The sequence below is a fragment of the Corynebacterium sp. ES2715-CONJ3 genome, assembly GCF_024814365.1.
GTDB lineage: Bacteria > Actinomycetota > Actinomycetes > Mycobacteriales > Mycobacteriaceae > Corynebacterium.
This window is the reverse complement of sequence record NZ_JANUXS010000003.1, coordinates 302969-329580: the sequence shown is the minus strand read 5'-3', so window position 1 is coordinate 329580 and position 26612 is coordinate 302969. Positions and strand designations below refer to the sequence as shown.

Sequence of the window (26612 nt, the reverse complement as noted above, 5' to 3'; positions counted from 1 at the left end):
GTGACGGTCAATACTGATATTGACTATGTGTAGTGTATCCCACACCTTAGCGAAGAGCAGGAAATTCTTGGCTCTTTTGACTACGTTTTAACATCTTCAACCGAGGTTGCACCTGGTCAATATCAGCTACCGCAAGCGGACTATCGGGAAGTAGCTCTAGAGCTGGATGGTAATACGGCGGTAATTCCGCCGCTTCCTTTAGGTATTTCTCTTTTCCCACAATCAAGTGGACATAGGACAGCTCATCGTAACGCGTAGTGAGAGGAAAATCAGTAATAAATATTTTTTGTGGCAGATCCTGCGCCCTCACGACTAAAGAAAGCCACTCGCTGGCTTTTTCCACCTCACGATTGTCCGCCGTGTGATCCTCGGTATCTCGAGCAGAATCGGTGTGGAAATAAACCCCCACATGAGGCGCAATAACTTCCGCTTTGAAGCGTTGCAATTCTTTAAAACTGCGGACCTTGATGATTCCGTATGCATCGGCATCCTTGAGCTGCTCCAGCCATCCATCCAACTCCGATAGATTCGTATTGTCCATATCAAAGAAAACTGCTGGGCTAATAACGTGATCATAAAGTTTACCCATCTCCGCGCTATCAGCCCGCGCTTGGGCCAATCTTTCGGTGAAGATGCCGCTATGGTCCACCCTCTTAGTCGCAGGCATCTCTACCGCCGCAATCGAGCGCTGCGGGAAGACGAGGCCGCGTCGACCCGGACCTGGCTGATATTGTGTCAGCTGCTCACCTGCCTCGATTCGATCTGCAAGTTCTGCGGCACTACCAAACTGTTCACCCAGGGCCACTAATGGATGATTGGATAATCCTGCTACCTTGCGCATACTTTCCACGCTAAAGCGGGGATCAGGAAATGCCAGAACACGTATTTTTGCACCGAAAGCTCGCGTGCTGGCAACTGCTGCAATACTTGAATCTGCGGATGCAATTACAATGGGGGCAGTATCTGCGTCGCGTTTAGAATTCAGCGGGAAAGGGCGCAATTTTTGGCCACCGTCTGGACGGCCAAAACGCTCTTGCGGGCTCATGTCAGCAAATTCTTCATCCCATGCAGGCACCAATTCAACGGCCTCATCTCCTGGGAGCTTAGCCACACTGCGGATCACAGATTTTTGATACGTTATCGCTTTGCGCTGGAATTGCAGTGCGGTGAGGTCCCCTAGAGCTACCGGAGTTAACGTATCTTTGATGATTGCTACATCCCCACTGAGCGAGGCCAAAGGCACATCTCCGACGAGTAAGATAGTTTTGACACCCAGGCGATCGATTTCGGCGATAATATCGTCGCGGTCGTCGTCAGTCATGGTCAGCATCGGAGCATGAGCAACCACTGCGATGCTGGCTGCACGCAACTGGTGGGCAATATCTGCGTCTGAAATCACCAGAGTTTCCGCAGCCTCGAAGAAGTGTCTTACCGCCGCAATCCCCGAACCAGTGTCGCTTAATACAACTGGTTCCCGATCGAATATAGGATTGACATGGTGCCCTAGATTCCTGGTTCGCGATTGCTCTAGATGATCGGCAACTTGAGTAGTTGGAATCGCTGAAATCTGGCGAGCCGGATCAGTGGTACACGCGCCGAGCACCAACGACGCTAGCAGGACGCTTGACAGTATTTTCCAATAACGCATGAATTACTTGCGGGCATCCACGAAGGCACCTGGGCCCTCTTCTCCAGCGTGAAGGTTATCTTCATCAACATCTAAGATGGCTGTGACTCCCATGGCTGACTCGATCATCTTCAGAATCTTATGGCGTCGATCATGAAAGAATTCTCGGGCATTGGCACTAAAGAGTAAGTGAGAATCAATGAGATGGGAATTCAATACGGCATCGAACTCCGCATCGTCAAGCAGACTTTTCAGCTGAATTCGGTGCAGGTAGCGCGCAGGCGAGTTCTGCTCCAGCATCACATATGTGCGCCGCGACATTGGGGTCCGGTTGAGAACCGAATCTGATAGAAATTCTTCGATGCCGTTTTCCGCGCACCACTCGGTCGGGAAAATCTTGCGGAAATGTGTGCTGAGGGCGTGGAAATTTTCCCCGTCGAACCTAGAATTGCTGCGCCAATCTATAGCACCGCGCCCCATGATTAAAGCATAGATGCCTTTATAGAGCCCAGAATGTGGGGTAGCAGAATGCAGTCGTGATTCCACAAAGCGGGCTTGAGCAATGGTTTTTGGCTCTGGTACGCCCCTGGAATTGTTGTAATCAAGAATCCACTTGGTTACTTCATCGACATCTTGGCTTGTTCGCACCATGACAGCTGGGGAGCCGTAGAGTTCGCCAAATACCCCGCACCAGAACCAGCGATTCAGGCGGTCAAGTGCTGCTTGGTTGTCCAAGACACTGTCATCGAGAAGGGCTCTGATCGCGGCTAGGGGTACCAATTGGGCACTATAGGGCACTTGGTCAATGGAATGAATACAGCGTTCAGTGAGGAAGTCACCGACGTGTTCAAATGCAGATCGCAGTTTTTCTGCGGCCTCTTTGTACTCCTCGAGCGTGAGCTGCAGAATTGACTGCCTGAAGCCTGAGGCTTTGCCCTTGTTGTAGGTGCAATAGAGGGCAACAGCAGTGAGGAATTCGGTGCGCCCAATTTCTGCTAAAGCTGGGTGGGCATTAAGGACCCGCTGGGTTTTGCGCCAATCATCGGCTAGGTGAAAATTCTGGTCCTGGGCAGCAAAGATTGCAGTGATGAGCTCGAATACGTCCATTTGCTGACCCACGCTATTAGCATGGGCAAAAATCGATCCGATTCCAGCCTGGGCAGTATCACGATCCAACCTGATAATGGGGATTTGGTAGCGCACTAGTGGCTTGATAACCCGGGTATAAAATTTCTTTGCCACGTCATGGGAGGAAGCAACAGCTATATCGAAGAGTAGATCTGTACCTTTTTCAAAGAGTAAATCTGCCACTGGAATATAGCCATAGGTAGATGCAGTATCGGAGTCTGGAAGTTGTGCAGAAGGGCCGAAATGCGAACACACAACACCTTGTTCATCAACTGCGATGACAGCATCATCTGGAATGATTTCTTCTGCTGTAGCGCGCTCAACATTAACGTAAAACCGCCGCCGCACCCGCTTATGACGAAAGTCGACGCTTTCGACGATTCCACCACCACGGAGGCAATGATACAAGGTAGTCAGGCGTTGTTGTCCATCAAGGAGCAGCATACCTGGACCCAGGCCATGATCTGGGGCGCCGGCGAGGGGGCGCGGACGGAAACGGAGTACCTCGTTGCGCGTGTCGAGCGCCATGAATGCGCCGATGGGGTCGCCCCGTAGGACTGAAATGATTAGAGTGCGGATTTGGTCGACATCCCACCGGTATTCGCGCTGGAAATCTGGCAGTTGGATATCGCCGCGATCTACACGAGCGAAGAGATCGAGAAGATCATAACTTGGGGTGCTATAAGCCATAATTTTAGCTTAGCCGATGATCAGCACGTCGTCTCGTGCCTTTGGTGCCCGGGGCCTTCGAGCTGCACTGTTGAGTGCTCGATACCAAAATCGAGCAAGCGATCTTGAACTTTATCCAAGACGGTACACGACCCAATGGACATATCGCGATCGACTACGAGGTGGCAGGTGGCGATTAGTTCATTGCCGTCAAGTGACCAGACGTGTAGATCATGTACTGTTAGCACATCATCGATATGGGTAAGCGCTAGCTTAATCTCGGCCATGTCTACCCCTAGTGGCACCTGTTCCGTAATCACCCTTAGCGATTCCCATGCCAGCTTCATGCTCCGCGGGAGAATGAGGGCTGCGATGATGAGCGAAGCTACCGTATCAGCCCATATAATTTGGTAGAAGATCATGGCGAGGGCTGCGATGATTACGGCAATTGATCCGAAGAGATCGACGAGAACGTGTAAATAAGCACCGCGCATATTCATGCTGGAGTGACTGTGTCCGTGCAACACAAGTGCCCCGAAAATATTTGCCACCAAACCTATGATGCCTACTCCGAGCATTAGCGGGGCGTTGATCTCTTCCTGGGCGAAAAAACGCATGATCGCTTCCACTACGATCCACAACGAGATAATCGAAACGCTCAGCGCGTTCGCTAAGGCGGCTACCACCTCTAGTCGGCGGTAGCCGTATGTTGCGGTATCGCTTGCAGTCTTGCGGGCGAAAATGATGGCTAACGCGGCTACTAGAAGTCCTGTTGAATCCGAGAGCATATGCATCGCGTCAGAGACGAGGGCGAGCGAGCCAGATATATATCCACCAATGAGTTCGGCAAAAAAAATTGTCGCGGTGAAAATAAGAACTGTTAGGAGTGCTTTTAGACCCTCCGGTGCGTGGCTATGATGATCATGATCGTGGTTGTGGTTATGGTTGTGATCATGGCCATTACGGTGGTCATGGTTGTGGTCATGATCATCATCGCGGGCATGGCCACGACCTACAAGCACCTTGGACTGCTGGGGCACACTGTGCTCCTGATCGTGTGTGCGAGGAGTCGGAGCGGTCTGGGACTCGGAAGCGTCACGTGCGCGGATACTATAACGACGCGCGCCTCGCGAGCGAGTTTCTCCCGGGCGACGGCTGTGTCCGTGGTTTAAATGACGTCGTTTCCTGCTCATGATGCTACCCTAACCTTTACTTTCATTAACTTCAATATAATGAAAATAGATATTCATATCAGTCGGTCTTTTTGGGGTTTTTCTTAAGAAAAAGAGAGCAAAAAAAATGGGGCGACCGTCGACATACCCGGCTCGTTGCCATCGCTTACCGGTCGTTTCCGGTTACCTATTTCAAAGATACTTATCGCTGACACAATTTACGCGGCTAGACCTCCACGAAGACGGTTCGACGCCCCCGCACGTTAAGCAAATTCTCACAGATCCAATACTTCTTCTCATTAGCTCTAATGTGCCCACATTGAGCACTCGGATGCGACAAAGCGAGCTTTTAAGGTGGGTGTACCCGAAAGTCCAGCCCACACGCTACAGAGCACGCAAGAACACAAGTTACAACCAGATGATGGGAATTGGTCGGCAAAGTAGAACTTAAGAGGTAGCTCTAAGAGTAGCTCTATCGAAGCCCAGCTCTCCTACTCTCAACACATATCCCGAACCTCACCAGGCTTGTACCCAATGTCGAATAGTAAGCTTGGCAGAGCAAAACCCCTCGGAATACCCGAGGGGTTTGAGGGTCAGCAGCTACCTAAACTCTAGGCAGTGGCATCGAGAGGATTTTTAACCCAGCTCATAAGATCGCGCAGTTTCTCGCCAGTCTCTTCGATCTGGTGTGCAGAAGTCTCAGCGCGCAACTGTTCAAGCCGCCGATTGCCGTCTTTGATATTGGCTAGGAGCTGCTCTGTGAAGGAACCGTTCTGGATATCCTGCAGAATTTCGCGCATGCGTGTCTTCGTATCCCCATCAATGACACGAGGACCAGACAGGTAGCCGCCGAGCTCAGCGGTATCGGAAATCGAGTAATTCATATTAGCCAGACCGCCCTCATAGATGAGGTCAACGATCAATTTCATCTCATGCAAGCATTCGAAATAAGCCATCTCCGGCTCGTAGCCAGCTTCAACGAGGACATCGAAACCATTTTTAATCAGCTCTTCGAGGCCACCACACAGCACAACCTGCTCACCAAACAGATCAGTAACAGTCTCGGCCTCAAAAGTAGTGGGGATAACCCCGGCGCGAGCGCCACCGATGGCTGCAGCATAAGACAGGCATAGCTCCTTGCCGTGACCGTGAGGGTCTTGGCCTACGGCAATCAAGCACGGCACCCCTTTACCGTCGACAAATTCACGACGGACGAGATGTCCAGGGCCCTTAGGGGCGATCATTCCTACGGTTATATTCTGCGCAGGCTCGATCAGTTTGAAGTGAATATTGAGGCCGTGGGCAAAAAGGATTGTATCGCCGTCTTTTAAATGTGGTGCAAGGTCTTCCTCGTAGACTTTGGCCTGGGTGGTATCGGGAACCAAGACCATGATGACATCTGCCCATTCGGCGGCCTCGGAATTTGTTTTAACGTCGAAACCGGCTTCTTCAGCCTTTTGACGTGATGGGGAGCCTTCGCGCAAACCGATAACGACCTCGACTCCTGAGTCACGCAAATTCATCGCATGGGCATGCCCTTGGGAGCCGTAGCCCAAAACCGCTACCTTGCGGGATTGGATGAGGGAGAGATCAGCATCTGCATCATAGAGCAGCTCAATTGCCATGAAAAAAGGACCTTTCTGTTAAAGAATATGAGTCACACGAGAGTTTCCTAGTGGGGACTCTGTGAAACTAATTATAGGATACTGCTTAATTGATCTTTGGAGCCATCGTCTTCGGACCACGGGTCAAAGCGATCGGCCCTGAGGATATTAATTCTCGAACTCCGAAGGGCCTTAGGATCTCCAGAAAAGCCGCCAACTTATCCTCGGTACCTGTGGCCTCGATAACCACAGATTCGGGAGCCACGTCGATAATCCGAGCCCTGAAAATATTGGCTGCATCGACTACCTGCGGGCGATTTGAGGCATCTGCCGAGACCTTAACCAGCATTAGAGCACGGGCCACTGTCGATTCTGGATCCATGCGAACCACTTTGCGAACTGGCACGATCTTGTTGAGCTGTTTGGTGATCTGCTCAATAGCATTTTCATCCGCATCGAAGACGATGGTAATTCGTGTGAGCTGTGGCGTTTCGGTGGTGCCCGAGACGAAGGAACGCAAATTGAAGCCGCGACGTGAGAACATTGCGGACACTCGGGTCACCAGCCCATCAACGTCCTCTACCAAAGCGGACAGTATATGGCGGGAATTTTTAGGTTGATTATTCACGCTATCCCTCAGATCTTTTTCGTCATATCGTCGACGTCGGTGGGCGAAGCTTCGTCGAAAAGCGGACGTAGATCACGCGCGTATTGAATTTCGGAATTCGAGTGCCCCGCAGCGACCATGGGCCACACCTGCGCATCCTCTCCGACGATAAAATCTATAACCACCGGTCGGTCATTGATCTCGCGCGCTTTGTGAATCGCCTCAAGTGCCTCCGCCTCGGTGGCGGCTCTAAAAGCAGCGCAGCCCTGAGCCTCAGCCAGTCCTACAAAATCAGGTAGAAAATGATTACCCTTGCGCAGTTGGGTATGAGAGTAGTGTCCGTCGTAGAACAGTGTCTGCCACTGGCGCACCATGCCTAAGTTGCCGTTATTGATGAGGGCTACCTTAATGGGGAAGCCATTAGCTGAGGCCGTAGTGAGTTCCTGGTTGGTCATCTGGAAACATCCATCGCCGTCAACCGCCCATACTTCACGGTCGGGTGCTGCAGCTTTAGCGCCTACGGCCGCCGGAATCGCATAACCCATGGTTCCTAGCCCCCCGGAATTAAGCCAGTGACGAGGTCTTTCGAAGTCGATAAACTGCGCTGACCACATTTGGTGTTGACCTACTCCGGCACAGTAGATTGCCTCAGGTCCAACTATCGATGAGAGGGACTCAATCACGAATTGAGGTTCCAAAACTCCATCGGCGCTGTGCTCGTAGCCACGCGGGAACCTCTCTTTAAGATCGCTGAGATGATACGTCCACGCAGAAATATCAATCCCTTGGGGCAAAGTTCTATCAAACTCTTCCGCCAGCGCCACAAGTACCTCGCGGGCATCCCCAACTATGGGGATATCGGCCATTCTGATCTTGCCAATTTCGGCTGGGTCTATATCAGCGTGGATCACCTTAGCCTCCGGGGCAAAAGATGCAGTATCACCGGTTACGCGGTCATCGAAGCGGGTGCCGATAGCGATCAGCAAGTCGCTCTCTTGAAGCGCCCCCACAGCGGGAACTGTTCCATGCATGCCTGGCATACCCATATGCAAAGGATGTGAATCGGGAAATACGCCGAGCGCCATCAAAGTAGTCACGACTGGAATTCCAGTTTTTTCGGCAAAGATTTTCAGCTCGCGGGCGGCATCAGCCTTCACGACGCCGCCCCCAATATAGAGGGCCGGGCGGGTAGATTCTGCGATGAGCCTCACTGCTTGTTCGATGGGACGCGAATGAGGTTTGGTCACGGGGTGATACCCAACAAGTTCCAGACGCGGTGGCCAGTGGAATTCCATTTCCATCGCTTGGATATCTTTGGGAATATCTACGAGCACTGGTCCGGGGCGGCCCGTATTCGCTACATGAAAGGCCTCGGCGATAGCCCGCGGAATTTCGTCCGGAGAAGTAATCATAAAACTATGTTTGGTCACCGGTATCGTAATCGATCGAATATCGGCTTCCTGGAAGGCATCTGTTCCTAACATGGGGCGGGCCACTTGGCCTGTAATGGCGACGAGCGGAACAGAGTCGAGATAGGCATCTGCTATTGGGGTGACGAGATTGGTTGCACCTGGTCCGGACGTGGCAATACAGACGCCCACTTTTCCGGATACTTGTGCGTAGCCTGTCGCCGCGTGGCCAGCACCTTGCTCATGACGAACTAAAATATGCCGCAATTTCGTTGATTTATAGAGCGCGTCGTAGAGTGGCAAAACGGCCCCGCCGGGCAGACCGAAGACAATATCGGTGCCCAACATTTCCAGAGTCCGAACGACCGCGTCGGCGCCGGTCATTCGTTCTGGTTGTGCAGCTTTAGCACGCGAAGCAACCGTGGCGGGGCTCGGACGTGAGGGAGTTGTCACGACTTCTAACTCCTTGTTGGGGTCTAGAAATAAAGATATTCCTTCACTCCTGCCCATTATCCATGGTGTGATAATCGCAAAGAATGAAGCCAATGGCGGTCTGCCACCTAAAACACTAAAGCCCCCGTATTCCTAGCACTTGTGGTGCGTAGGTTTCGGGGGCGCTTTGGTTTCGACTTGAACTTTAGCAAGCCGCGACATCAAGCGCCGCGCCGTTCACTACTAGTACAAGTCGAATAATGTTCATAGTCACCAATCATACAATTCAACTAAGGGAATTGTCGAAAATATCGCTTTTTACCCCTCGCCACTACCCCATCCAGAGCTCTCCCAAAAACCAATCGGTGCAGGTAGAGGCTTATTCGCCCAAAAAATTCTGGAGCACCCCAAGTTAAGCTATCAGCAGTCATGACCAAGCAGTGAGGCGCTCGATCCGCACTATTCGCGAGACCACAGGGAAGACGATAACCTAGAAAGAATTATGCATATCAGTTATATTGCCCAGTCTCTATGGAACTGGTTTCTCGATCCTGGCATTCCTCTAGCCCTGCTTATCTTGTTAGCGCTCCTGGTGCCCCGCGCTGGACGCCTCGCCATGTATATCATTCGTAATAAGGTCGTGGATGAACAAGCGGATGAGCAGAAAACCCAACTCGCCTTCGCGGGAGTATTTGTTTATGCCGCTCAAATCTTGGCCTATTTCCTCATCTTTGTTGCAATATTGCAACAACTTGGATTTTCTCTCGCTTCCGCAGCTATTCCTGCAACGGCGGCCTCAGCCGCTATCGGCCTGGGTGCGCAATCCATCATCGCAGATTTTCTCGCAGGCTTTTTCATTCTCTCGGAGAAGCAGTACGGGGTTGGCGATTGGGTGATCTTTAAAGGGGGATCTGCCGACGCTATCGAGGGCACCGTCATTCAAATTACAATGCGATCGACTCGTATTCGAACCCTCGCAGAAGAGACGGTTATCATCCCGAATTCCAAAGCCGGGGTGAGCATCAATTGTTCCAATCACTGGTCTTCTGCCGTAGTTTCCATGCCCGTTCCCCTTCTCGGATCCCATTCGGTGGACGAAGCCGTCGAACGCGCTACTAGCGCTACACAGCGCGCCCTCGATGAGCCTAATATACGTGAGGTGGTTTTGGGCCCCCTTGCCGTACATCCCGCATTGGCGATCAATCCGCCTGCGAGCGTTGGCATGCCGTGGACCATGCAAATGCGCTTCCTTACTCAGGTCAAGCCGGGTTCTCAATGGATGGTAGAACGCGCAGTGCGAGTCAAAATTATCGAAGAGTTTTGGCACGAATACGGATCCGCTGCAACGATTGATGGACGCATCGTTTCAGAACTCGAAGATACCCAGACTCCTCATTCACTCGCGACGCAAGCTACCACCGTTGAGTACACCCCCCAAGAAGGAACTATGCATCCCAGCAGTGCGGAACGGCTAACTGAGCGTGGATTCCTCACCGATAACGATCCCGCTGTTACCGATCCTGCGCAAGAGGACGACGCAGAGCCGACCGCACACTCCTCGCAGCATATTTTTACCTTCGGCGGAAGGGTACGTCTGTCCACTGCTTTGATGTTGCTAGCGGGGATCATTCTGCTAGCTATTAAGGCCTTCACTCTCGAACCCGAGCCCACTGCAGAAACTCCAACGCTGTTACCGCAGAGTCAGATCCAGCCCGCCATTCCAAGTGAAACTGAACCAGAGGTGACTATTGTTCCTCAAGATACCCACGACGATACCCACGTAGCGGAACTCACGGAGGAGCCGGTTTCCATCCAGCCCACAGCGAACCCCGAAACTGAAGTGACAGTCGAACCTGAATCCACCACCCCCTTAGATAGCTCAGTGGAGCCTGAAACTACTTAAAGAATTAACCGTGATCTTGAGAATCCAATATCATCAATGAGTATGAGCGACCACAACCCCGACAGCCCCGAGACAATCTTTCGTGTCGATCGCGCCCATCTGCTCGCAGCGATCTTCATGGCAGCCCTAGCGCTGCTCATCTCAGGCGCTGCTTTTACATATCTCTTCTGGGTGCCATTCCTACCGCTGGTCATGATTTATTATGTGCTGAGGTCGCGCACCGTTATTACCACCGACGGGATTACCGCCTACTATGCATTCAAACGCCCAGCCACAATGCCATGGGCAGAATTCACCGGGCTCGGTTTTCAGGGCTCGCGCGCACTGGCATTTGGTTCGCACAATAAGAAGATGAGGCTTCCTGGTATCAGCTTCAATTCCTTGCCCGAACTAGAAAAAGCCTCTTTTGGCCGGATTCCCGATGTTATCACTAAGGCTCACCAGGCGGCCGATGACCAGGTTGTCATCATAAATAAAGACGGCCACCAAGTCCTCATTTCTAAGGATGAGTACGATGCCCGTATTCATAGTGATACCGCTGACAACGATTAAGGATTGACTAGTATGATTCCTCTGCGCTCTCGCGTAACCACGGTTGGCCGCAACGCATCTGGGGCACGCGCCCTATGGCGAGCTACCGGCACCAAGGAACAAGATTTTGGCAAACCAATTGTGGCCATCGTCAATTCCTATACCCAATTTGTTCCAGGGCACGTGCATCTGAAAAATGTGGGCGATACCGTCGCTGAGGCTGTCCGCAAGGCGGGAGGTGTCCCCAAAGAATTTAATACCATTGCCGTCGATGACGGTATCGCGATGGGTCACGGGGGCATGCTCTACTCCCTACCTTCTCGCGAGATTATTGCTGATTCTGTGGAATATATGTGCAATGCCCATACCGCCGATGCGATGGTGTGCATCTCCAACTGCGATAAAATTACCCCCGGCATGCTCAACGCCGCCCTCCGTTTGAATATTCCAGCGGTCTTCGTCTCTGGTGGCCCCATGGAAGCCGGAAAAGTTGTGTCCATTGACGGGGTCGCTCACGCCCCCACTGATCTCATCACAGCAATCACGGCCTCTGCCAATGAGGCAATCTCCGATGCTGAATTGCGCACAATCGAAGACCTCGCCTGTCCCACCTGTGGTTCCTGTTCAGGAATGTTCACCGCGAATTCCATGAATTGTCTCACCGAGGCATTGGGACTATCCCTGCCCGGTAATGGCACCACCTTGGCCACCCATACCGCTCGGAAGCAGCTTTTTGAACAAGCCGGCCATATGATCGTCGATCTGTGTCAGCGTTACTACGGCGAGGAAGATGAATCAGTGCTGCCACGCTCGATCGCGACTAAAGAGGCCTTTAGCAATGCCTTAGCTCTCGATATGGCCATGGGCGGGTCCACCAATACGATCCTGCACACTCTAGCGGCAGCTCAAGAAGGCGAGGTGGACTTCGATCTCAGCGATATTTCGGAACTCTCCCATAAAATTCCTTGTATTTCCAAAGTTGCGCCTAATGGGCACTACCATATCGAAGACGTCCATCGCGCTGGAGGGATTCCAGCAATCTTGGGTGAATTACGACGCGCCGGGCTCCTTCATGAGCAGGTACACACAGTGGCTTATGACACCTTAGACGGCTGGCTTAACGATTGGGATATCCGCGGCGGCAAAGCCCTCGATCGGGCCGAAGAACTCTTCCACGCCGCCCCCGGCGGCATGCGCACCACAGAACCGTTTAGCCAATCGACGCGGTGGGAAAGCCTAGATACCGACCAAAAAGATGGTTGCATCCACAGCATCGACCATGCTTACTCCGAAAACGGCGGACTCGTCATTTTGCGTGGCAACTTGTCCCCTGACGGTTCGGTTTTGAAAACCGCCGGCGTCGACGCCGAATTATGGGAATTTTCCGGGCCGGCACGGGTGTGCGAATCCCAGGAAGAAGCTGTGTCTATTATTCTCAAACGAGAGGTGCAGCCCGGAGAAGTAGTTGTCATTCGCTATGAAGGCCCAGCCGGGGGCCCTGGCATGCAAGAGATGCTCCACCCCACCTCTTTTCTTAAAGGAGCAGGTCTTGGCAAAGCGTGTGCTCTTATCACAGACGGACGCTTCTCCGGTGGGACCTCTGGTCTATCCATCGGCCATATCTCCCCTGAGGCCGCTCACGGCGGGCTCATCGGTCTCATAGAGAACGGAGATATGATCAGCATCTCAGTGAAAAACCGCGAACTCAATCTACTCGTCGACGCCGACGAGATCGAAAGACGTCGCCAGGCACAAGGGGTCCGCAACAAACCGTGGACGCCAGTCAACCGCCAACGCACAGTATCGAAGGCATTGCGGGCCTACGCAAAAATGGCTACATCCGCTGACAAGGGTGCCGTCCGCGAAGTATAGGAAGAAGAATCTCAATGACTTTGCTGCGGCGCTTCAGGCCGCTGCTCACGGTAGTAGCTTGTGTGGTCTCCGCACTCATTATGGTGCTTCAGATCGCAGACCCTCACGGGCATATAGATATGATCATTTATCGTCAGGGAGCACAAGCCTACATGGACGGAGCCAGTCTCTACCAGGCAGGATTTCCCGCCTACGATCTTACCTTGCCGTTTATCTACCCGCCCTTTGCAGCACTTCTCCTTAGTCCGTTCGCCCTCCTCTCAGAGCAGCACGCTGGCTACTTGATGATTGCTCTATCGGGGCTTCTCCTAGCGCTCTGCCTATGGTATTTAGGGCGCTATCTTTTCTCGTCTCCCTCTGCCGCATTACTTTTTACAGCCACAGGGTGGGGATTCGGGCTGCTTCTGGAACCTGTTGTGCAGAATGCCAAATTTGGGCAAATCAATATGTGGCTTCTCGCCTTGGTTTTTCTTGATATTGTGCCGCGCAAGCGAAAGATACCACGAGGGTGGTTGATAGGAATCGCCGCTGCCATCAAAATCACCCCAGCAGTCATGGTGCTCTACCTGGTGCTCCGCAAAGATCTCAAGGGCATTGGGATGTTTATCTTAGGAGCTGTGGGAGCCACGGCCATTGGTGCTCTTCATAATACCAAGGAAACTGTTGATTTCTTTGGCCGTGCCATCTTTGTTATGAATGATAATTCACGCATTGGTGTGAATATCGGCTATATCTCCAACCAATCAATCAAGGGTGTCCTCACACGGTTGTGGCCAAGTTCCGAGGCAGCCCACAATGCCAGTGACACCATTCAGGTACTCTGGCTGATCCTAGCGGTACTAGTGACCGTCATTTTCGCCGTAGTTATGCTCCGACTGCTGCGATCTGGCCTGGATTTCGAGGCAGCATTAGTCAATACAGCCCTCATGCTGCTAGTCTCCCCTATTTCCTGGTCACATCACTGGGTGTGGTGGCCTATATGGATAGCGGTTCTCGGCTACTATGCACTGCGTTTGCGTGCCCGTACATTGGTGGTTCTATTGGGAGCTATGAGCTTTTTTATGATGACCACTCCACCTCATTGGTGGCTCGGTGATCCCCAAGGTGATCAGGACTTTGAGCAGATTTTACTGCTTAAACTGTGGATGGATGATTATTTCTTTTGGACTCTTTTCCTCATCCTCCCACTGCTAAAGACGAACGTAAAAGGCGCTGCAGTCTCACCTGCAGCGCCTGGAGTTCGGACTTAGTTAAAAGGGTTCGTGGCCGCCCCGAACCACCACAACGCGGCGGCCGCACCAAGGCCTACTATCACAAAGACCCAGCTCGAAGCTAGAGGCCGTTTCGACCACGAACGACCGGCGTCGAAAGAGTAACGGCCAGGACCTGTGAATTGCACAACGAGAGCGATCGCGCTCAAAAATGCACCAAACCACAGCGTCTCAGTAGCCGTATTAAAGGTGAGGCTGTCTTGGATATTGATGGTGTGCAAGGCCATGAAGGAGGTTGATATGATCGCCAGCGCCGCAGCTACTGGGCTCAGGAGTCCAAAGAGCAAGAATATGCCGGCAGTAAGCTCAATCGTAGGAAGTGCGATGCTAAGAATATCGCCATAAGGATAGGCAGCAAATTCGGCGGATAGCTCACTGATACCCTCCGACGAACCGATGCGGAAAAAGACGATGAGAGCGTGACTGATGAGGTAGAGGCTAAAGAAGATACGCAAAAGGAGCAGTCCAAAGTCAAGAGTTCCACGCTTAACTTCCTTTTCCACGATCACCTCATCTCGAACCACAAAGTCTGCAGGAACACCTGCTGGCGCTGGTTCTGTTAGAGGAGCAGGTTGGGCAAGCTGCACAGCGGCAAGGTGCTGAGTGGCATCTGTACCCATAGCACCGTCGTCATAGGCACTGATAGGTGCATCAGAGGCGAGGCGATCACTCACTTCAAAAATTTCGGCCTGCTGGGTGGCAGCCGCCGGAGTGCGCACGGGATGATCCAGTGCATCCTCGGCGTGCATATCAGGCACCTCGCCTAGCACTGGTTCAGGGCTAGGGTTAATGCTAGGGCTGTGAGGGGGGATATCCTGTGGGGCCGCCCGTCCGGCGCGCGCATAAATATCTGTAGGCTCAGCAGCGGTGGGCGGCGTATTAGGATCAAAGGTTGGAATATCTGAGTCGAGCTCGGTGGCTCGATCGGGTGTATTATTCTCGCTCATACTTTATCAATGTAGGCGAGAACGCCGTCGAATAGGGCAACGGCACGCAGGAAAACTAGCAGCGATGCAGAGCTTTTTCCAAGGCTCCGCGCTCCGCTGTTGTGACCGCGAGATCATATGTGTGCTTGATCTGCACCTGCTTACGAGCATACTCGCAGTGAAATTCCTCGTTAGGTGGCATCCAGCTCGCCGCAGACTGTGCGCTCTTCGAGGAGTTCTCAGACTGCGTGGTGGCAAGGAGGTTAATAGGATCATTAGCAAAAGCGAGACGACGTTGATTATCCCACCGATAAGCTCCGGCATACCACGCGTCACCGAGGGCAACCACATGATCGATGGGAACGAGGGCACTGGTTTTCTGACCTCGCTGGAAATCAACGCGCTTCCCGGTATAAGGATCGATGAACCAGCCACTTTTCACCTTACATGTCTCGACCTTATTCTTCCGCTTCGAAGGAACAAAGACCACATCATTAAGGTCGCGCGCAAGAATATCATTTCGAGTATCGCAGCTATTGCCACTCAAATCGACGTCCATAGCATCGTCACTCCACGCCTTACCAAAAGCGCCTCGATCGTATGCGGGTGCATTCTTATCGAAGACGCGAGTCGGTAGCTCCGCAAGCCAAGCCAAAGATTGCTGGTCGCCAGTTACCGCTGGAGGCACCTCGCCTGCACCCTCTGGTCCTTCGGGTGCCACGTCGGGGAGCTGTTCGTCTTCCGCTGATTCTCCAGGTACAGCGTCGAGGTCCTCCTCCTGCTGAGGAGAGCTACCAGTGTCAGGGTTTTCCTCAGTTGTCGGGGTCACAGCCGAAGTCACTGCTGGAGGTTGAGTGCTCGATCCCGAATTACTTCCTAATACAACGCCCACAATGAGCGATACCGTCGTGATAATTCCAATTACTAAACTAATAAGCTGCGCCATATCAAGGCCAAAAGGTCGTGCATTTTTCACGGTCGGTACCGTATCACAACCGTCCGAAAATGTGCTCATAGAGTCTGTGCTGCACCAACTACCGCTTGGGTCAGGCGCTCTAGCGAGGTCGATTCCAGACGCCAGCTCTGCCAAAACAGGGGTACCGCCTGGACCTTTTCATCGAGGAGTATAATCTCTCCGCTCTCAAGAAGGGGGCTAGCCTCATGAATAGGTAGCATTGACCATCCCAGACCCACTCTCGTAGCTTCGATAAAAGCTTCGGCAGAAGGGATCTGGGATATGCGTCGGTGGCGCGAGCGCCCTTTGAGGTCATCAATTTGCAAGGTGTCCCGGGGACCAAAACGCAACGTTGGCATCGCAGCCCAATCTAGTTCGCCTTGGATTGTATAGCGGTGCGCGAGGCGGGGATGGGCAACGGGCACATAGCGCATGGTTCCCAATGCCACAGACTCACATCCGGGGACCGGATTCTTTTCTCGCGTCACTGCACCCAAAACATCCCCCCTACGCAGCAAGTTTAGCGAATGCGATTCGTCTTCGATGAGTAGCCTTAATGTGGCATTCTCCCACCGAGCCACCTCAGCCAACACAGGTTTAAACCAGGTGGACAGTGAATCCGCATTAACGACGACGCTCAGCGGAATACCCGCAATTCTTCCCTTTAATTCTGCGAGAGTCTCCGCCTCCAGAAGCGCCATCTTGCGAGCGGACTGCACCAAAATTTCTCCAGCAGCGGTGGCAGTCACCGGGCTCGTACGACGTAAGAGAACCCGACCGGCGAATTTCTCCAAACTCTTGATGCGTTGGCTAACCGCTGAAGGGCTAATGCCTAGGGCTGCGGCGGCATCTTCGAAACTACCCTCGTCGATAATGCTGAGCAATGTGTGCAGGTGAGTGGGGTTCATGAAGCTATTCTAAACTATGTTTAAGGTATGTAATTTTACTTAAGGATTCGCTCAATCTAATTTCATTGAGTATGAGCATTGTTATCGCTGGATTCCTCCTGGGAATCTCCATTATCGTGGCCATTGGTCCTCAGAACGCACTCATTATCCGACAGGGCATCAAACGCGAAGCTGTTGGAGCTGTTGTGGCCGTCTGTCTCATCAGTGATATCTTGCTCATCTTCGGTGGCACCGCAGGAGTGGGCGCCATAATCGAGCGGGCTCCAATTATTCTCACCATTTTGAAGTATGCGGGCGCAAGCTACCTCGCCTGGTTTGGGCTGAGCTGTTTTAGGGATGCTTTCAAACCTAAAGGCGGATCTATGGTCATAGAGCAATCCTCCCCTACTGCTCCCGTTGACGGTGCCAGCGGTTCCGGGGGCGTTCAGGTTAAGGTGCGACCACAGCAACGCACTCGGACATGGACGAAGCCCGTTCTCGCGGCGCTTGCGTTTACATGGCTGAATCCAGCTGCCTATATCGATGCACTCATCATGCTGGGCGGAATGGCAAACCAGTATGGAACGTCTGGTCGCTGGTATTTCGCTACAGGTGCCCTCATCGCCTCAGTTGTGTGGTTTCCTCTCATAGGCTTCGGGTCCAGCTACTTCTCCCATATCTTAGCCAAGCCCTCATCCTGGCGTATTATTAACGCTGCCATCGGCTGCATTATGGCCGTCATGTGTGTGCGCTTACTCATGCACTAACTGAACGTGTGCTCTAACCGAAACCAACAAGAGGGATCTAGCCGGAGCTAGATCCCCCTCTTTTTTAAGAGTTGAGCTTTTTCGCAATGAGCTGGTTCACGTGACCTGGATCGGCCTTGCCGCGTGTTGCCTTCATCACTTGACCAACAATGGCTCCGACAACTTTCTTATTGCCGGCTCTATATTTCTCCACGATATCTGGATTGGCTGCTAAGGCCTCATCTACTGCCTTTTCGATCGCACCATCATCGCGGACTACCTCCAAGCCTCGGGCCTTAATAACTTCAGCCACACTGCCCTCCCCGGCGACGACCCCGTCAACTGCCTGGCGGGCCAACTTATTGGTAAGCGTTCCCTGCTTAACCATGGACACCACCTCAGCAACCTGCTGAGGGGTGATAGCGAGGTCCTCAAGTTCCACACCGCGCTCCTTGGCTTTTTGCGCCAGATAAGAAACCCACCAAGAACGAGCCTCGTCAGCAGTGGTTCCGGCTTCTACGGTTGCGATGATGACGTCGATGGCACCAGCGTTCACGAGATCGCGCATTTCAGCGTCGGAGAGATTCCACTCCTTCTGAATACGTGCCTTCCTCACCCACGGCAGCTCCGGCAGGGTGGCGCGGATCTCCTCGACCCATTCTCGGGGGGCAATAACCGGCGGCAAGTCGGGATCATTGAAATACCGATAGTCCTCGGCGGTTTCCTTGATACGGCCGGAGGTCGTCGACCCGTCGGTTTCCTGATAGTGGCGCGTTTCTTGGATAATCTCACCTCCGTTCTCGATCACTGCTGCTTGACGCATCATCTCGAAGCGCACAGCCTGCTCAACGGATTTGAGAGAGTTAATATTCTTTGTCTCTGTACGGGTGCCAAATTCCTCAGCTCCGATCCGATTGAGCGAGAGATTCGAATCAACGCGCATAGATCCTTGATCCATTCGCGCATCAGATACACCCAGAGCCTTGACCAAATCTCGAAGCGCAGACACATATGCTTTTGCTACTTCTGGGGCTCTCTCACCAGCACCAACGATGGGCTTTGTCACTATCTCTATAAGTGGAATCCCTGCGCGGTTGCAATCCACCAACGACGAGGTGGCTCCGTGGATGCGGCCATCGGCCCCACCGATATGAGTCAACTTGCCAGTATCTTCCTCCATATGTGCCCGTTCAATGTCAATCCGCCACGGCGTACCGTCATCGAGAACCACATCGAGATAGCCATCGTAAGCAATTGGCTCGTCGTACTGCGAGATCTGATAATTTTTGGGCTGATCAGGATAGAAATAATTCTTGCGAGCGAAGCGCGAAGATTCAGCGATGGAGCAGTTGAGGGCGAGGCCGATCTTAATAGCCCACTCGACTCCCTGAGCATTTACAACGGGAAGCGCACCAGGCAGACCGAGTGAAACGGGATCAACATTGGAATTGGGTTCTGAACCGAAATGAGCCGAGGATGTGGAGAACATTTTGGTTTCAGTTGCCAATTCAACGTGGACTTCCATGCCCATCACTGGCTCAAATTTTTCCAGGACCTCGTCGTAATCCATCAGTTCATCAAAGGCTGTAGTCATAATTCACCATTCTATACTGTCTCCTCCGAGATACCGATACCCACTGAGAAGCCAGATAATCGGGACTCCGTGCGCCGTTGCATCACCATCGTGGGGGTGGTGTGTCCTGTGCACCCGATACTCTCATCCATATGAGCATAGTTAGCCAGGCATCAGCCACTAATATTTTAAGAAGAATTACCGGAGATGATGACCATCATCTCCACCCTGACCAATGGGATGCGATAGATGCCCTTGTCAACGGCCATCAACGGCTCTTGGTGGTCCAACGGACCGGATGGGGAAAATCAGCCGTTTATTTCATAGCTGCTCAACTCCTCCGCGATGCAGGGGGTGGCCCCGCTGTGATTATCTCCCCGTTATTAGCTTTGATGCGCAACCAGATCGAAGCGGCCCAGCGCGCTGGCATTCAGGCAGTGACTCTCAATAGTGCAAATATCGACGAATGGGGCACGATCGCTTCCCGTCTAAGGGATGGGGACATCGATATTCTCCTCGTGTCCCCCGAGCGGCTGAATAATCTTAATTTCCGCGAAGAGCTCCTGCCTCGACTGGCAACACAGTTGTCACTTCTTGTCATCGATGAGGCGCACTGTATTTCAGATTGGGGACATGATTTCCGCCCTGACTATCGCCGCATTAAGGACCTGATTCCCACTCTGAATCCGGCAACCCCAGTGCTTGCCACTACTGCTACCGCAAATAACAGAGTAGTCGGCGATATCAGTGCTCAATTAGGGGAAGAAACCACGATCATGCGTGGATCTCTCGCCCGGCGTTCGCTATATCTCAATGTGCTCCACCTACCCGATTCGTCCCAACGAGCGGCGTGGATTGCTACTCATATACAAGATCTATCTGGTTCCGGCATCGTTTATTGCTTGACTATTGCGGCAGCCGAAGAGCTCGGCCACTATCTTCGTTCCATGGGTTATCAGGCGGCTACCTATACAGGGCGCACTGAGGCTGCAGAGCGGGAACTCTATGAGCAACAACTTCTCAACAACGAACTGAAAGTACTCGTTGCCACATCCGCCTTGGGCATGGGCTTTGACAAACCTGACCTCGGCTTTGTCATACACTACGGAGCGCCCTCCTCACCTATTAGCTACTATCAGCACATTGGACGAGCAGGCCGCAATAACGATCAAGCCAGTATTATTCTTCTACCCGGAACTGAGGATCAGGCAATTTGGGAATACTTCGCCAAATCGAGCCTGCCCGATGCTTCCGCCGTCGAGACTCTTATGCAGGCCCTCTCCCAAGCAGATACCCCTCTCACCGTGGCCCGCCTGGAGAATTCTGTCAACCTAAGCCGCGGGCGAATTGAGCAAACCCTGAAAATCCTCAGCGTTGACCACTTCGTAGAGAAAACCCGCAGCGGATGGATAAGAACCAGCAAACCCTTTACTCTTGACCTCCACAAGAACCAAGCTCTCAAAGAAACACGCGCAAAGGAGGCACAGGCGATGTTGGACTATATCGAAACGTCGTGGTGCCGCGAGCTTTATTTACGCAAGCAACTCGATGATATGACCGCTACGGAACCGTGCGGTCGGTGCGACAATTGCCGCAACACCTACCTCGACCCACATATCGACACAGCGAGTCTCGAGGCCCTGCGTGCAGCGGCCGCTCAGAGCGGCGTCGATATAAGCGTCCGAAAGAGGTGGCCTGCTGGTGTAACCCAGAAAGGACCAATTTTAGGAATTGCTGGGATCAAAGCTCTCGATCGACTCTCCTCCCTCACGCACGGAACACTATTACGTCAAATCCTCCACGACAAAGCGTGGCCCTTCGCTGCCCGGTGGCAGGACGACCCACTCCTCGCCCTATCCGTCAGTGTCTTACAGGATTGGGAGTGGGAATATCGCCCGCGCTGTGTGGTCGTCTTAGAAAATCCGCATCCAGACATAACAACATTGCTCCACCAGTATGCGCAGCTCCTAGCAGATATTGGCAATATAAATTTCAGCGGTGTACTAAAGCTCCATGAGGGGGCCCGAGACGTCGACGCACATAATTCCACCTACCGCGTGAGAGCACTCACCAAGAGATGGAACTGCGACTCTCTCGGTGAGGTCATCGGTCCTGTATTACTCATCAGTGATGTTGTGGACACGTCGTGGAGTGTCACTGTCGCGGCTTCGGAGCTGCACGAGCACTACGGTGTCCAGGTCCTCGGTCTCGTGCTTGCAACCCACTATTAGAAAAAGCCTGCGACCACAGAGGCCGCAGGCTTTTTCTATTACTATTATTAGCCAAAGAGGGCTTGGGCGGTGCGATACCGGCCGGCTGGAACAGCTTTCAAACTGCCAACTGCTTCTTGCAAATCGATGAGCTCGATATGTTCTCCATGCAGAGCCACACACTTACCAAAGTTTCCGTTGTGGCAAGCACGAGCTGCATGAACGCCATAGCGAGTGGCAAGAACTCGGTCAAAGGCGGTGGGAGTACCGCCGCGTTGAATATGTCCCAAAACCGAGGTGCGAACATCGTGTCCCAGACGTTTTTTGATTTCCTCACCGATCACATGACCGATGCCATTAAAGGTCTTGTGACCAAATTGATCCTCTTCACCCTCATCAAAATTCAGGGTGCCTTCCTTGGGCAGTGCACCTTCAGCAACCACAATAATGCCGTACTTTTCGCCCATTTGGAAGCGACGTTCCATTGCCTTGCAGATTTCCGCAATATCAAAAGGAACCTCAGGTATCACAATATAGTGAGCGCCACCAGCCATACCTGCGTGCAAGGCAATCCAACCGACATGCCGACCCATAACCTCCACGATCATCACGCGGTTGTGCGATTCTGCGGTAGTGTGCAAACGGTCAATCGAGTCTGTTGCTACTGATACTGCCGTATCAAAACCAAAGGTGAAATCGGTTCCGTTGACGTCGTTGTCGATTGTTTTAGGGACACCTACAACAGGGATCCCGTTATCTGCGAGCCACTGAGCGCCCTTCAAGGTTCCCTCGCCACCGATGGGTACGAGAGCATCGATCCCTGCGTCAGCGAGATTTGCCTTGATCTGGTCAACCCCACTCTTAAAACGGTCAGGGTGCAGTCGGCCGGTACCAAGTATGGTACCGCCACGTAAGAGAATACGATCGATACTTTCATCGTCGTAAAGCTGCACACGGCGATCTTCCATGAGGCCTACCCAACCATCTTGATAGCCCACTACTGTGGAGCCGTACTCGGTGGCGGTACGAACAATTCCTCGAATAACAGCATTCAGGCCGGGGCAGTCGCCGCCGGAGGTTAAAGTGGCAATACGCATGATTGTTATCCTAGCTTATACTTGAAAAAATGTCCGATCGGTAAAAATGGGCATTGTGGTGTTGAGCTGGTCTTTCCTAGAGCTGTGAGTTTTCTCGCACACGAGCATTCTTTTTCGCTGACGGGTCGTTGAATTGGATTACGGCTAGCAGGCCAAAAGCCAGCGCGATGACGGCTGCAATCATGGAAAAACCCATAGCGTCTTTGACCGAAGCAGAATGCGCCATACCGTGCTGCATTAAGGCGCCGATCATGGCGGTCCCAACCACTGAACCCACCTGACGGGTCGTATTATATACCCCTGAAGCTGCTCCTAGCTGCGAAACAGGAAGGTCTCGCAGGGCGGTGGCGGAATTAGGCGACCACACGAAACCATTTCCAAAACCAAGCAAAACCACAGGAAGCAACAACCACCAGTAGCTCCATCCTTCGCGCATAACGACAAACAGCGCACAGGCAGCACAGAGCATACAGCTAAACCCAATAGTAGAGAGGATTCGTGGATGAAGCCGATCCGATAACCTGCCGACAAAAGGAGCCAAAACGCCCGCTAGAACGGACATGGGAATGAGCATAAAACCCGCATCTTGCGCGCTTAATTGGTGCCCGTCTTGGAGGTAAATCATCATAGGGAGCATCACACCCCCAACCGCAAAAGCCATGGTCGATATGGAGAAAGCGGCAAGGGAAAAATTCTTGTCCTTGAAAATTTCCAAAGGAACGAGAGCATCCTCGGCGCGAGCAGCCACATCAGCCTGACGTCGAATAAAATACCCGATACCTAGCAGTCCGATGGCGAGAAGGATCCACAACCACCAGGGCCACCCGAGCTCGGGACCCTGCTGAACCGCAAAAATGAAACAGGACATAGCGACTATTGCCACAACAACACTTACGGTGTCTATTGCCTTAGCGGTTCGCGGGAGCTTTGGAACCCAGTAATAAACCGCAATAATCGAAGGAATTCCGAGAGGGATATTCGCCAGAAAAATCCACTGCCATCCCACACTGCTGACTAAGACTCCGCCGAGAATTGGGCCAAGCAAAGTGGCAAGTCCTGCAACCGCACCCCAAACCCCGAGGGCCGCACCACGTCGATCGCGCGGAAAAATCCGGTTAACCACACTCATTGTTTGGGGTGTCATAATAGCCGCCCCGATCCCTTGGAAAGCGCGCGCTACAATGAGAATGTCAATCGTGGGAGCCAGTCCACAAGCCAGCGAGCTTGCCGTGAAGATAGACATACCCGTGATATACATCCGACGCTGTCCATATCGGTCACCTAAGCGTCCGGTAACAAGGATAGGGACCGCGAAGAAGAGTAAATAAATACTCGATACCCACACCACTTGATTGAGCGTGGCACCCAGTTCGGCTTGGATTTCAGGGGTGGCAACGGCAACGATTGTTTGGTCAAGTAAAATCATAAAGAAGCCAATACACAAGGCTGCCAGCGCCCGCCATGCCTGCTTCTCACTTATATCAGTCACCGGTACGATCCTACTACGCTGTTTTGCTCGGGTGCAGCACTCGCGCTCCATAAACGGCAGCCCATAAAGCAACAATGAGCCAAATTCCCGCAACCGCTGTGGCAAGAACATAGATGGTCGTGAATTCCAGGAAAAATGCTGCGGCTGATAATCCCATGGGTTGAGTTAATAAGGCAATGGCACCGAGGAGCGAAAACGCTCGCCCTCGCACGTGCTCGGCGGCATTCTCGGTGATGATGACCGCTTGCAGAGGATTAATTAATCCGCCGCCAATTCCGGCAATAGCAGTCCCCGCGATCACGACCCATTCCCACTGTAGGACTGACATCATAGAAAACCCAATGCTGTAACTGAGAAGAGCAATACTCCACGGGCAGAACTTATTTTTGGAAGAGATTGTAGTACTTAGAACACCGCCGGCCATCATCCCAATAGCGAAACTCGAAAGCACCATGCCCATACCGAGAGGATTCTCGGTGGCCTGAAAGTGGGCTGGAACCACAATAATGATATAAGGCATGACTAAGATTTGAGAGATACCACTGGTGATAGCAAGCAATCGTATAGGCCCGCTTTTTAACAGGTTGGTCCATGCTCGCCAGCCCTGCAGAGGATTGTCTGAGGTTTCTGCTGCCTCTTGACTGGGTTTCAAACGCAGCGACCACGTCACCAGCGCGGCTAAGAAAGAACATAACGCGGTAATCCACAGAACTTGAGTGATAGGGAACGCTGCAATAAGTACACCGGCAAGTGCTGGACCAACAAGAAAGGTCATCGCGCCCACCGTCTGACTAGCACCCGCTAACCACTTCAAGGTGCGTTGAGAGGTTTGAGCGACATCTCCCAGGAGGGCACTACGCGCGGCGTAACCTGGGACGTCGCCGATTGCCCCAAAGATCCCTATAATCACGAACCACCATATATTAAGCCCCAAAAATTGATCAACGATGATCACGCTCACGATGCTTAAAGCAGAAATGGTGTCGGAGATTACGCTCATACGTTTCCGGCCAAAGGTATCGATGAGTTGGCCGCCGACAACGGAAAACACCACCGAGGGAATAGCAATGAGAGCGGCCACCAGTGCAGCGGAAGCCGGATCTCCCGTGCGTACGAGGACTAGCCATGGCCACACAGTCCCAGCAATGGAGTTGCCAAAATTGGATAAGGCGGCTGATAGGAGGTAAACCCATACGGTATTTTTTGGAGAGCGCGTCAACTGAGGCAACTGTATACCCTTTCCCCGGTACTAGCTTTGCAGCACAGCTTAGCCGAATCTGAGGTATAGCAAAGTAGGGGGTGAAAAACCGCCTCGTCACAGACAGAGGCGGTTAACTGTAGAGCAAAATCAGCGGCTACTAGCCGACGAAGAACTCCTTACCAGGAACAGAATCTGGCAAATCAAGCTTGGGAGTCAGGTTCGAAGCAGGAACGAGGTCAAATTTTTCCAAGCCCTTCCGTACGTGCTCAGCAGCATCGATATTGAGCGGGCCGGAGGTCCACATCGCATACGGCAGGTTGATAAAGCGGTTTTCCTTGACAGCTGGGAGATCCTTGGTCACTGGGTGCTCCTTGAGGATCTTCACCTTCTCATCGAATTCTTGTCCTGGATATTCCACGAAAACGAAGAAATCTGGGGATTTCGCGGACATTTGCTCCCAGCTCACAGTGGTCCATGTGTTGTCAATATCAGCGGCTGCATTTTCGGAGCCAGCAGCCTCTAGGATGGCTTGCGGAGCACCGAACCGGCCAGAGGTAAAGATGGTGTCACTGCCAGAATCGAAAAGGAAGCCTACAGGGGTCTTCTCAGCCTTCGCGGCGTTTTCCAATTTATTCAGGCGGGAGTTGATATCGGCAACGACCTTATCGGCGTTCTCCTTGTGTCCAGTGATGGCGGCGATATTCTTGATATCGGTGGTCACAGCGGTCCAGGGGTCAACGATACCGCGGTCGCCATCCTCTTGGCGGCATGATTCCGTGAGGAAATACGAGTCGATGCCTTGCTCTTTGAGTGCCTCTGGAGTGATATTTTTACCCTCACTGAAGCCGTAGCCCCACCCAGCTACATAAATATCAGGTTGCTTGGATACGATCTCTTCGAGAGACGGGTACTGCTCAGCCACATCAACTAAGCCATCGACCTCCTCACCGTATTTGGCCCTGAGAATATCCATATCGCGCTGGACAGACGAGACATATTTGATATTCTCGCGAGCACCAGCCGACATGACGATGGAGATGATATTGCCGTCGTTGACGAATAGATTGTCGGCCTTCGAGAAGGTCACCTCTTCGCCGCAGTTAGTAACAGTGACTCCTTCGCCTTCAGCTGCCTTAGTCATTTGGCTGTCGGCAGCGCCCGAGGTGGCAGGGTTAACGGCCTGCTCATTATTTGCGCAGCCAGTTAAAACGAAGGCGCTAATCACTAGGGCGCCGATGCTCTTGTTATTCCAGATATTTTTCATTAGGTTTTCTTTCTCCAGCCCTTCTGAGCTGGGTCGTAC

The 26612-nt window shown here is 52.6% G+C and carries 20 protein-coding genes; 6 read left to right on the top strand and 14 right to left on the bottom strand.

Annotated features, from left to right (window positions below):
- Positions 1-46: 46 nt before the first annotated feature.
- The 6 genes from NXT00_RS05520 to NXT00_RS05495 all read right to left on the bottom strand — a co-directional run bounded on the left by NXT00_RS05520 (position 47) and on the right by NXT00_RS05495 (position 8726).
- Complete coding sequence (locus NXT00_RS05520; RefSeq protein ID WP_259077833.1) at positions 47-1648, bottom strand: hypothetical protein; 1602 nt, start codon at positions 1646-1648, stop codon at positions 47-49.
- 3 nt (positions 1649-1651) lie between these two features.
- Complete coding sequence (locus NXT00_RS05515; RefSeq protein ID WP_259158358.1) at positions 1652-3445, bottom strand: DUF262 domain-containing protein; 1794 nt, start codon at positions 3443-3445, stop codon at positions 1652-1654.
- Positions 3446-3465: 20 nt separating this feature from the next.
- Positions 3466-4617 (bottom strand): cation diffusion facilitator family transporter, encoded by a 1152-nt coding sequence (locus NXT00_RS05510; RefSeq protein WP_310470376.1) that lies wholly within the window; start codon positions 4615-4617, stop codon positions 3466-3468.
- 590 nt (positions 4618-5207) lie between these two features.
- Positions 5208-6221, bottom strand: coding sequence for a ketol-acid reductoisomerase (ilvC, locus tag NXT00_RS05505; RefSeq protein ID WP_259077841.1), 1014 nt, complete (start codon positions 6219-6221; stop codon positions 5208-5210).
- An 85-nt stretch (positions 6222-6306) separates the two neighbouring features.
- Positions 6307-6828, bottom strand: a complete 522-nt coding sequence (ilvN, locus tag NXT00_RS05500) for an acetolactate synthase small subunit (protein ID WP_259077854.1) — start codon at positions 6826-6828, stop codon at positions 6307-6309.
- 8 nt (positions 6829-6836) lie between these two features.
- Positions 6837-8726 carry an acetolactate synthase large subunit gene (locus NXT00_RS05495; protein WP_259077864.1) on the bottom strand — a complete coding sequence of 630 codons (1890 nt, stop codon included), beginning with the start codon at positions 8724-8726 and terminating at the stop codon, positions 6837-6839.
- A 424-nt stretch (positions 8727-9150) separates the two neighbouring features.
- On the opposite strand from NXT00_RS05495, the gene NXT00_RS05490 reads away from it, so the two are divergent.
- From NXT00_RS05490 to NXT00_RS05475, 4 genes are read left to right on the top strand one after another with little or no spacing between them, the layout of a single operon-like run.
- Positions 9151-10551 (top strand): mechanosensitive ion channel domain-containing protein, encoded by a 1401-nt coding sequence (locus tag NXT00_RS05490; protein WP_259077883.1) that lies wholly within the window; start codon positions 9151-9153, stop codon positions 10549-10551.
- 36 nt (positions 10552-10587) lie between these two features.
- Positions 10588-11103, top strand: coding sequence for a PH domain-containing protein (locus NXT00_RS05485; RefSeq protein WP_259158357.1), 516 nt, complete (start codon positions 10588-10590; stop codon positions 11101-11103).
- A gap of 12 nt (positions 11104-11115) precedes the next feature.
- Positions 11116-12954 (top strand): dihydroxy-acid dehydratase, encoded by a 1839-nt coding sequence (ilvD, locus tag NXT00_RS05480; protein WP_259158355.1) that lies wholly within the window; start codon positions 11116-11118, stop codon positions 12952-12954.
- Positions 12955-12968: 14 nt separating this feature from the next.
- Positions 12969-14204: a glycosyltransferase 87 family protein gene (locus tag NXT00_RS05475; RefSeq protein ID WP_259077900.1), complete on the top strand. Its 1236-nt coding sequence runs from the start codon at positions 12969-12971 to the stop codon at positions 14202-14204.
- Here NXT00_RS05475 and NXT00_RS05470 read toward each other — a convergent pair.
- Genes NXT00_RS05470 through NXT00_RS05460 form a run of 3 tightly spaced genes read right to left on the bottom strand, consistent with a single transcriptional unit; the run spans position 14201 to position 17014 of the window.
- Entirely contained in the window at positions 14201-15172 is a 972-nt protein-coding gene (locus NXT00_RS05470) for a DoxX family protein (RefSeq protein ID WP_259077903.1), read from the bottom strand. The two genes, NXT00_RS05475 and NXT00_RS05470, sit on opposite strands and share 4 nt — an antisense overlap.
- A 55-nt stretch (positions 15173-15227) precedes the next feature.
- Positions 15228-16166: an HNH endonuclease family protein gene (locus tag NXT00_RS05465; protein WP_259077905.1), complete on the bottom strand. Its 939-nt coding sequence runs from the start codon at positions 16164-16166 to the stop codon at positions 15228-15230.
- A complete protein-coding gene (locus NXT00_RS05460; protein ID WP_259077907.1) occupies positions 16163-17014 on the bottom strand; it encodes a LysR family transcriptional regulator ArgP in 852 nt (283 codons plus the stop codon). Before NXT00_RS05460 ends, NXT00_RS05465 begins: the two co-directional genes overlap by 4 nt.
- A 71-nt stretch (positions 17015-17085) precedes the next feature.
- On the opposite strand from NXT00_RS05460, the gene NXT00_RS05455 reads away from it, so the two are divergent.
- Complete coding sequence (locus tag NXT00_RS05455; RefSeq protein ID WP_259077908.1) at positions 17086-17760, top strand: LysE/ArgO family amino acid transporter; 675 nt, start codon at positions 17086-17088, stop codon at positions 17758-17760.
- Positions 17761-17824: 64 nt separating this feature from the next.
- On the opposite strand, the gene gatB is transcribed toward NXT00_RS05455, so the two are convergent.
- The gene (gatB, locus tag NXT00_RS05450; RefSeq protein ID WP_259077911.1) at positions 17825-19333 is read right to left on the bottom strand and encodes an Asp-tRNA(Asn)/Glu-tRNA(Gln) amidotransferase subunit GatB; all 1509 of its coding nucleotides are present in this window, start codon (positions 19331-19333) and stop codon (positions 17825-17827) included.
- A 131-nt stretch (positions 19334-19464) separates the two neighbouring features.
- On the opposite strand from gatB, the gene NXT00_RS05445 reads away from it, so the two are divergent.
- Positions 19465-21543, top strand: coding sequence for an ATP-dependent DNA helicase RecQ (locus NXT00_RS05445; protein WP_259158354.1), 2079 nt, complete (start codon positions 19465-19467; stop codon positions 21541-21543).
- Between the two features lie 47 nt (positions 21544-21590).
- Here NXT00_RS05445 and NXT00_RS05440 read toward each other — a convergent pair whose 3' ends face one another.
- From NXT00_RS05440 to NXT00_RS05425, 4 genes are all read right to left on the bottom strand, one after another.
- Positions 21591-22619, bottom strand: coding sequence for an ATP-dependent 6-phosphofructokinase (locus tag NXT00_RS05440; RefSeq protein ID WP_259077915.1), 1029 nt, complete (start codon positions 22617-22619; stop codon positions 21591-21593).
- Positions 22620-22695: 76 nt separating this feature from the next.
- Positions 22696-24159, bottom strand: coding sequence for an MDR family MFS transporter (locus NXT00_RS05435; protein WP_396124933.1), 1464 nt, complete (start codon positions 24157-24159; stop codon positions 22696-22698).
- The gene (locus NXT00_RS05430; RefSeq protein WP_259158350.1) at positions 24122-25327 is read right to left on the bottom strand and encodes an MFS transporter; all 1206 of its coding nucleotides are present in this window, start codon (positions 25325-25327) and stop codon (positions 24122-24124) included. Before NXT00_RS05430 ends, NXT00_RS05435 begins: the two co-directional genes overlap by 38 nt.
- A gap of 139 nt (positions 25328-25466) precedes the next feature.
- Positions 25467-26573, bottom strand: coding sequence for an ABC transporter substrate-binding protein (locus NXT00_RS05425; RefSeq protein WP_259077924.1), 1107 nt, complete (start codon positions 26571-26573; stop codon positions 25467-25469).
- Between the last annotated feature and the right edge of the window lie 39 nt (positions 26574-26612).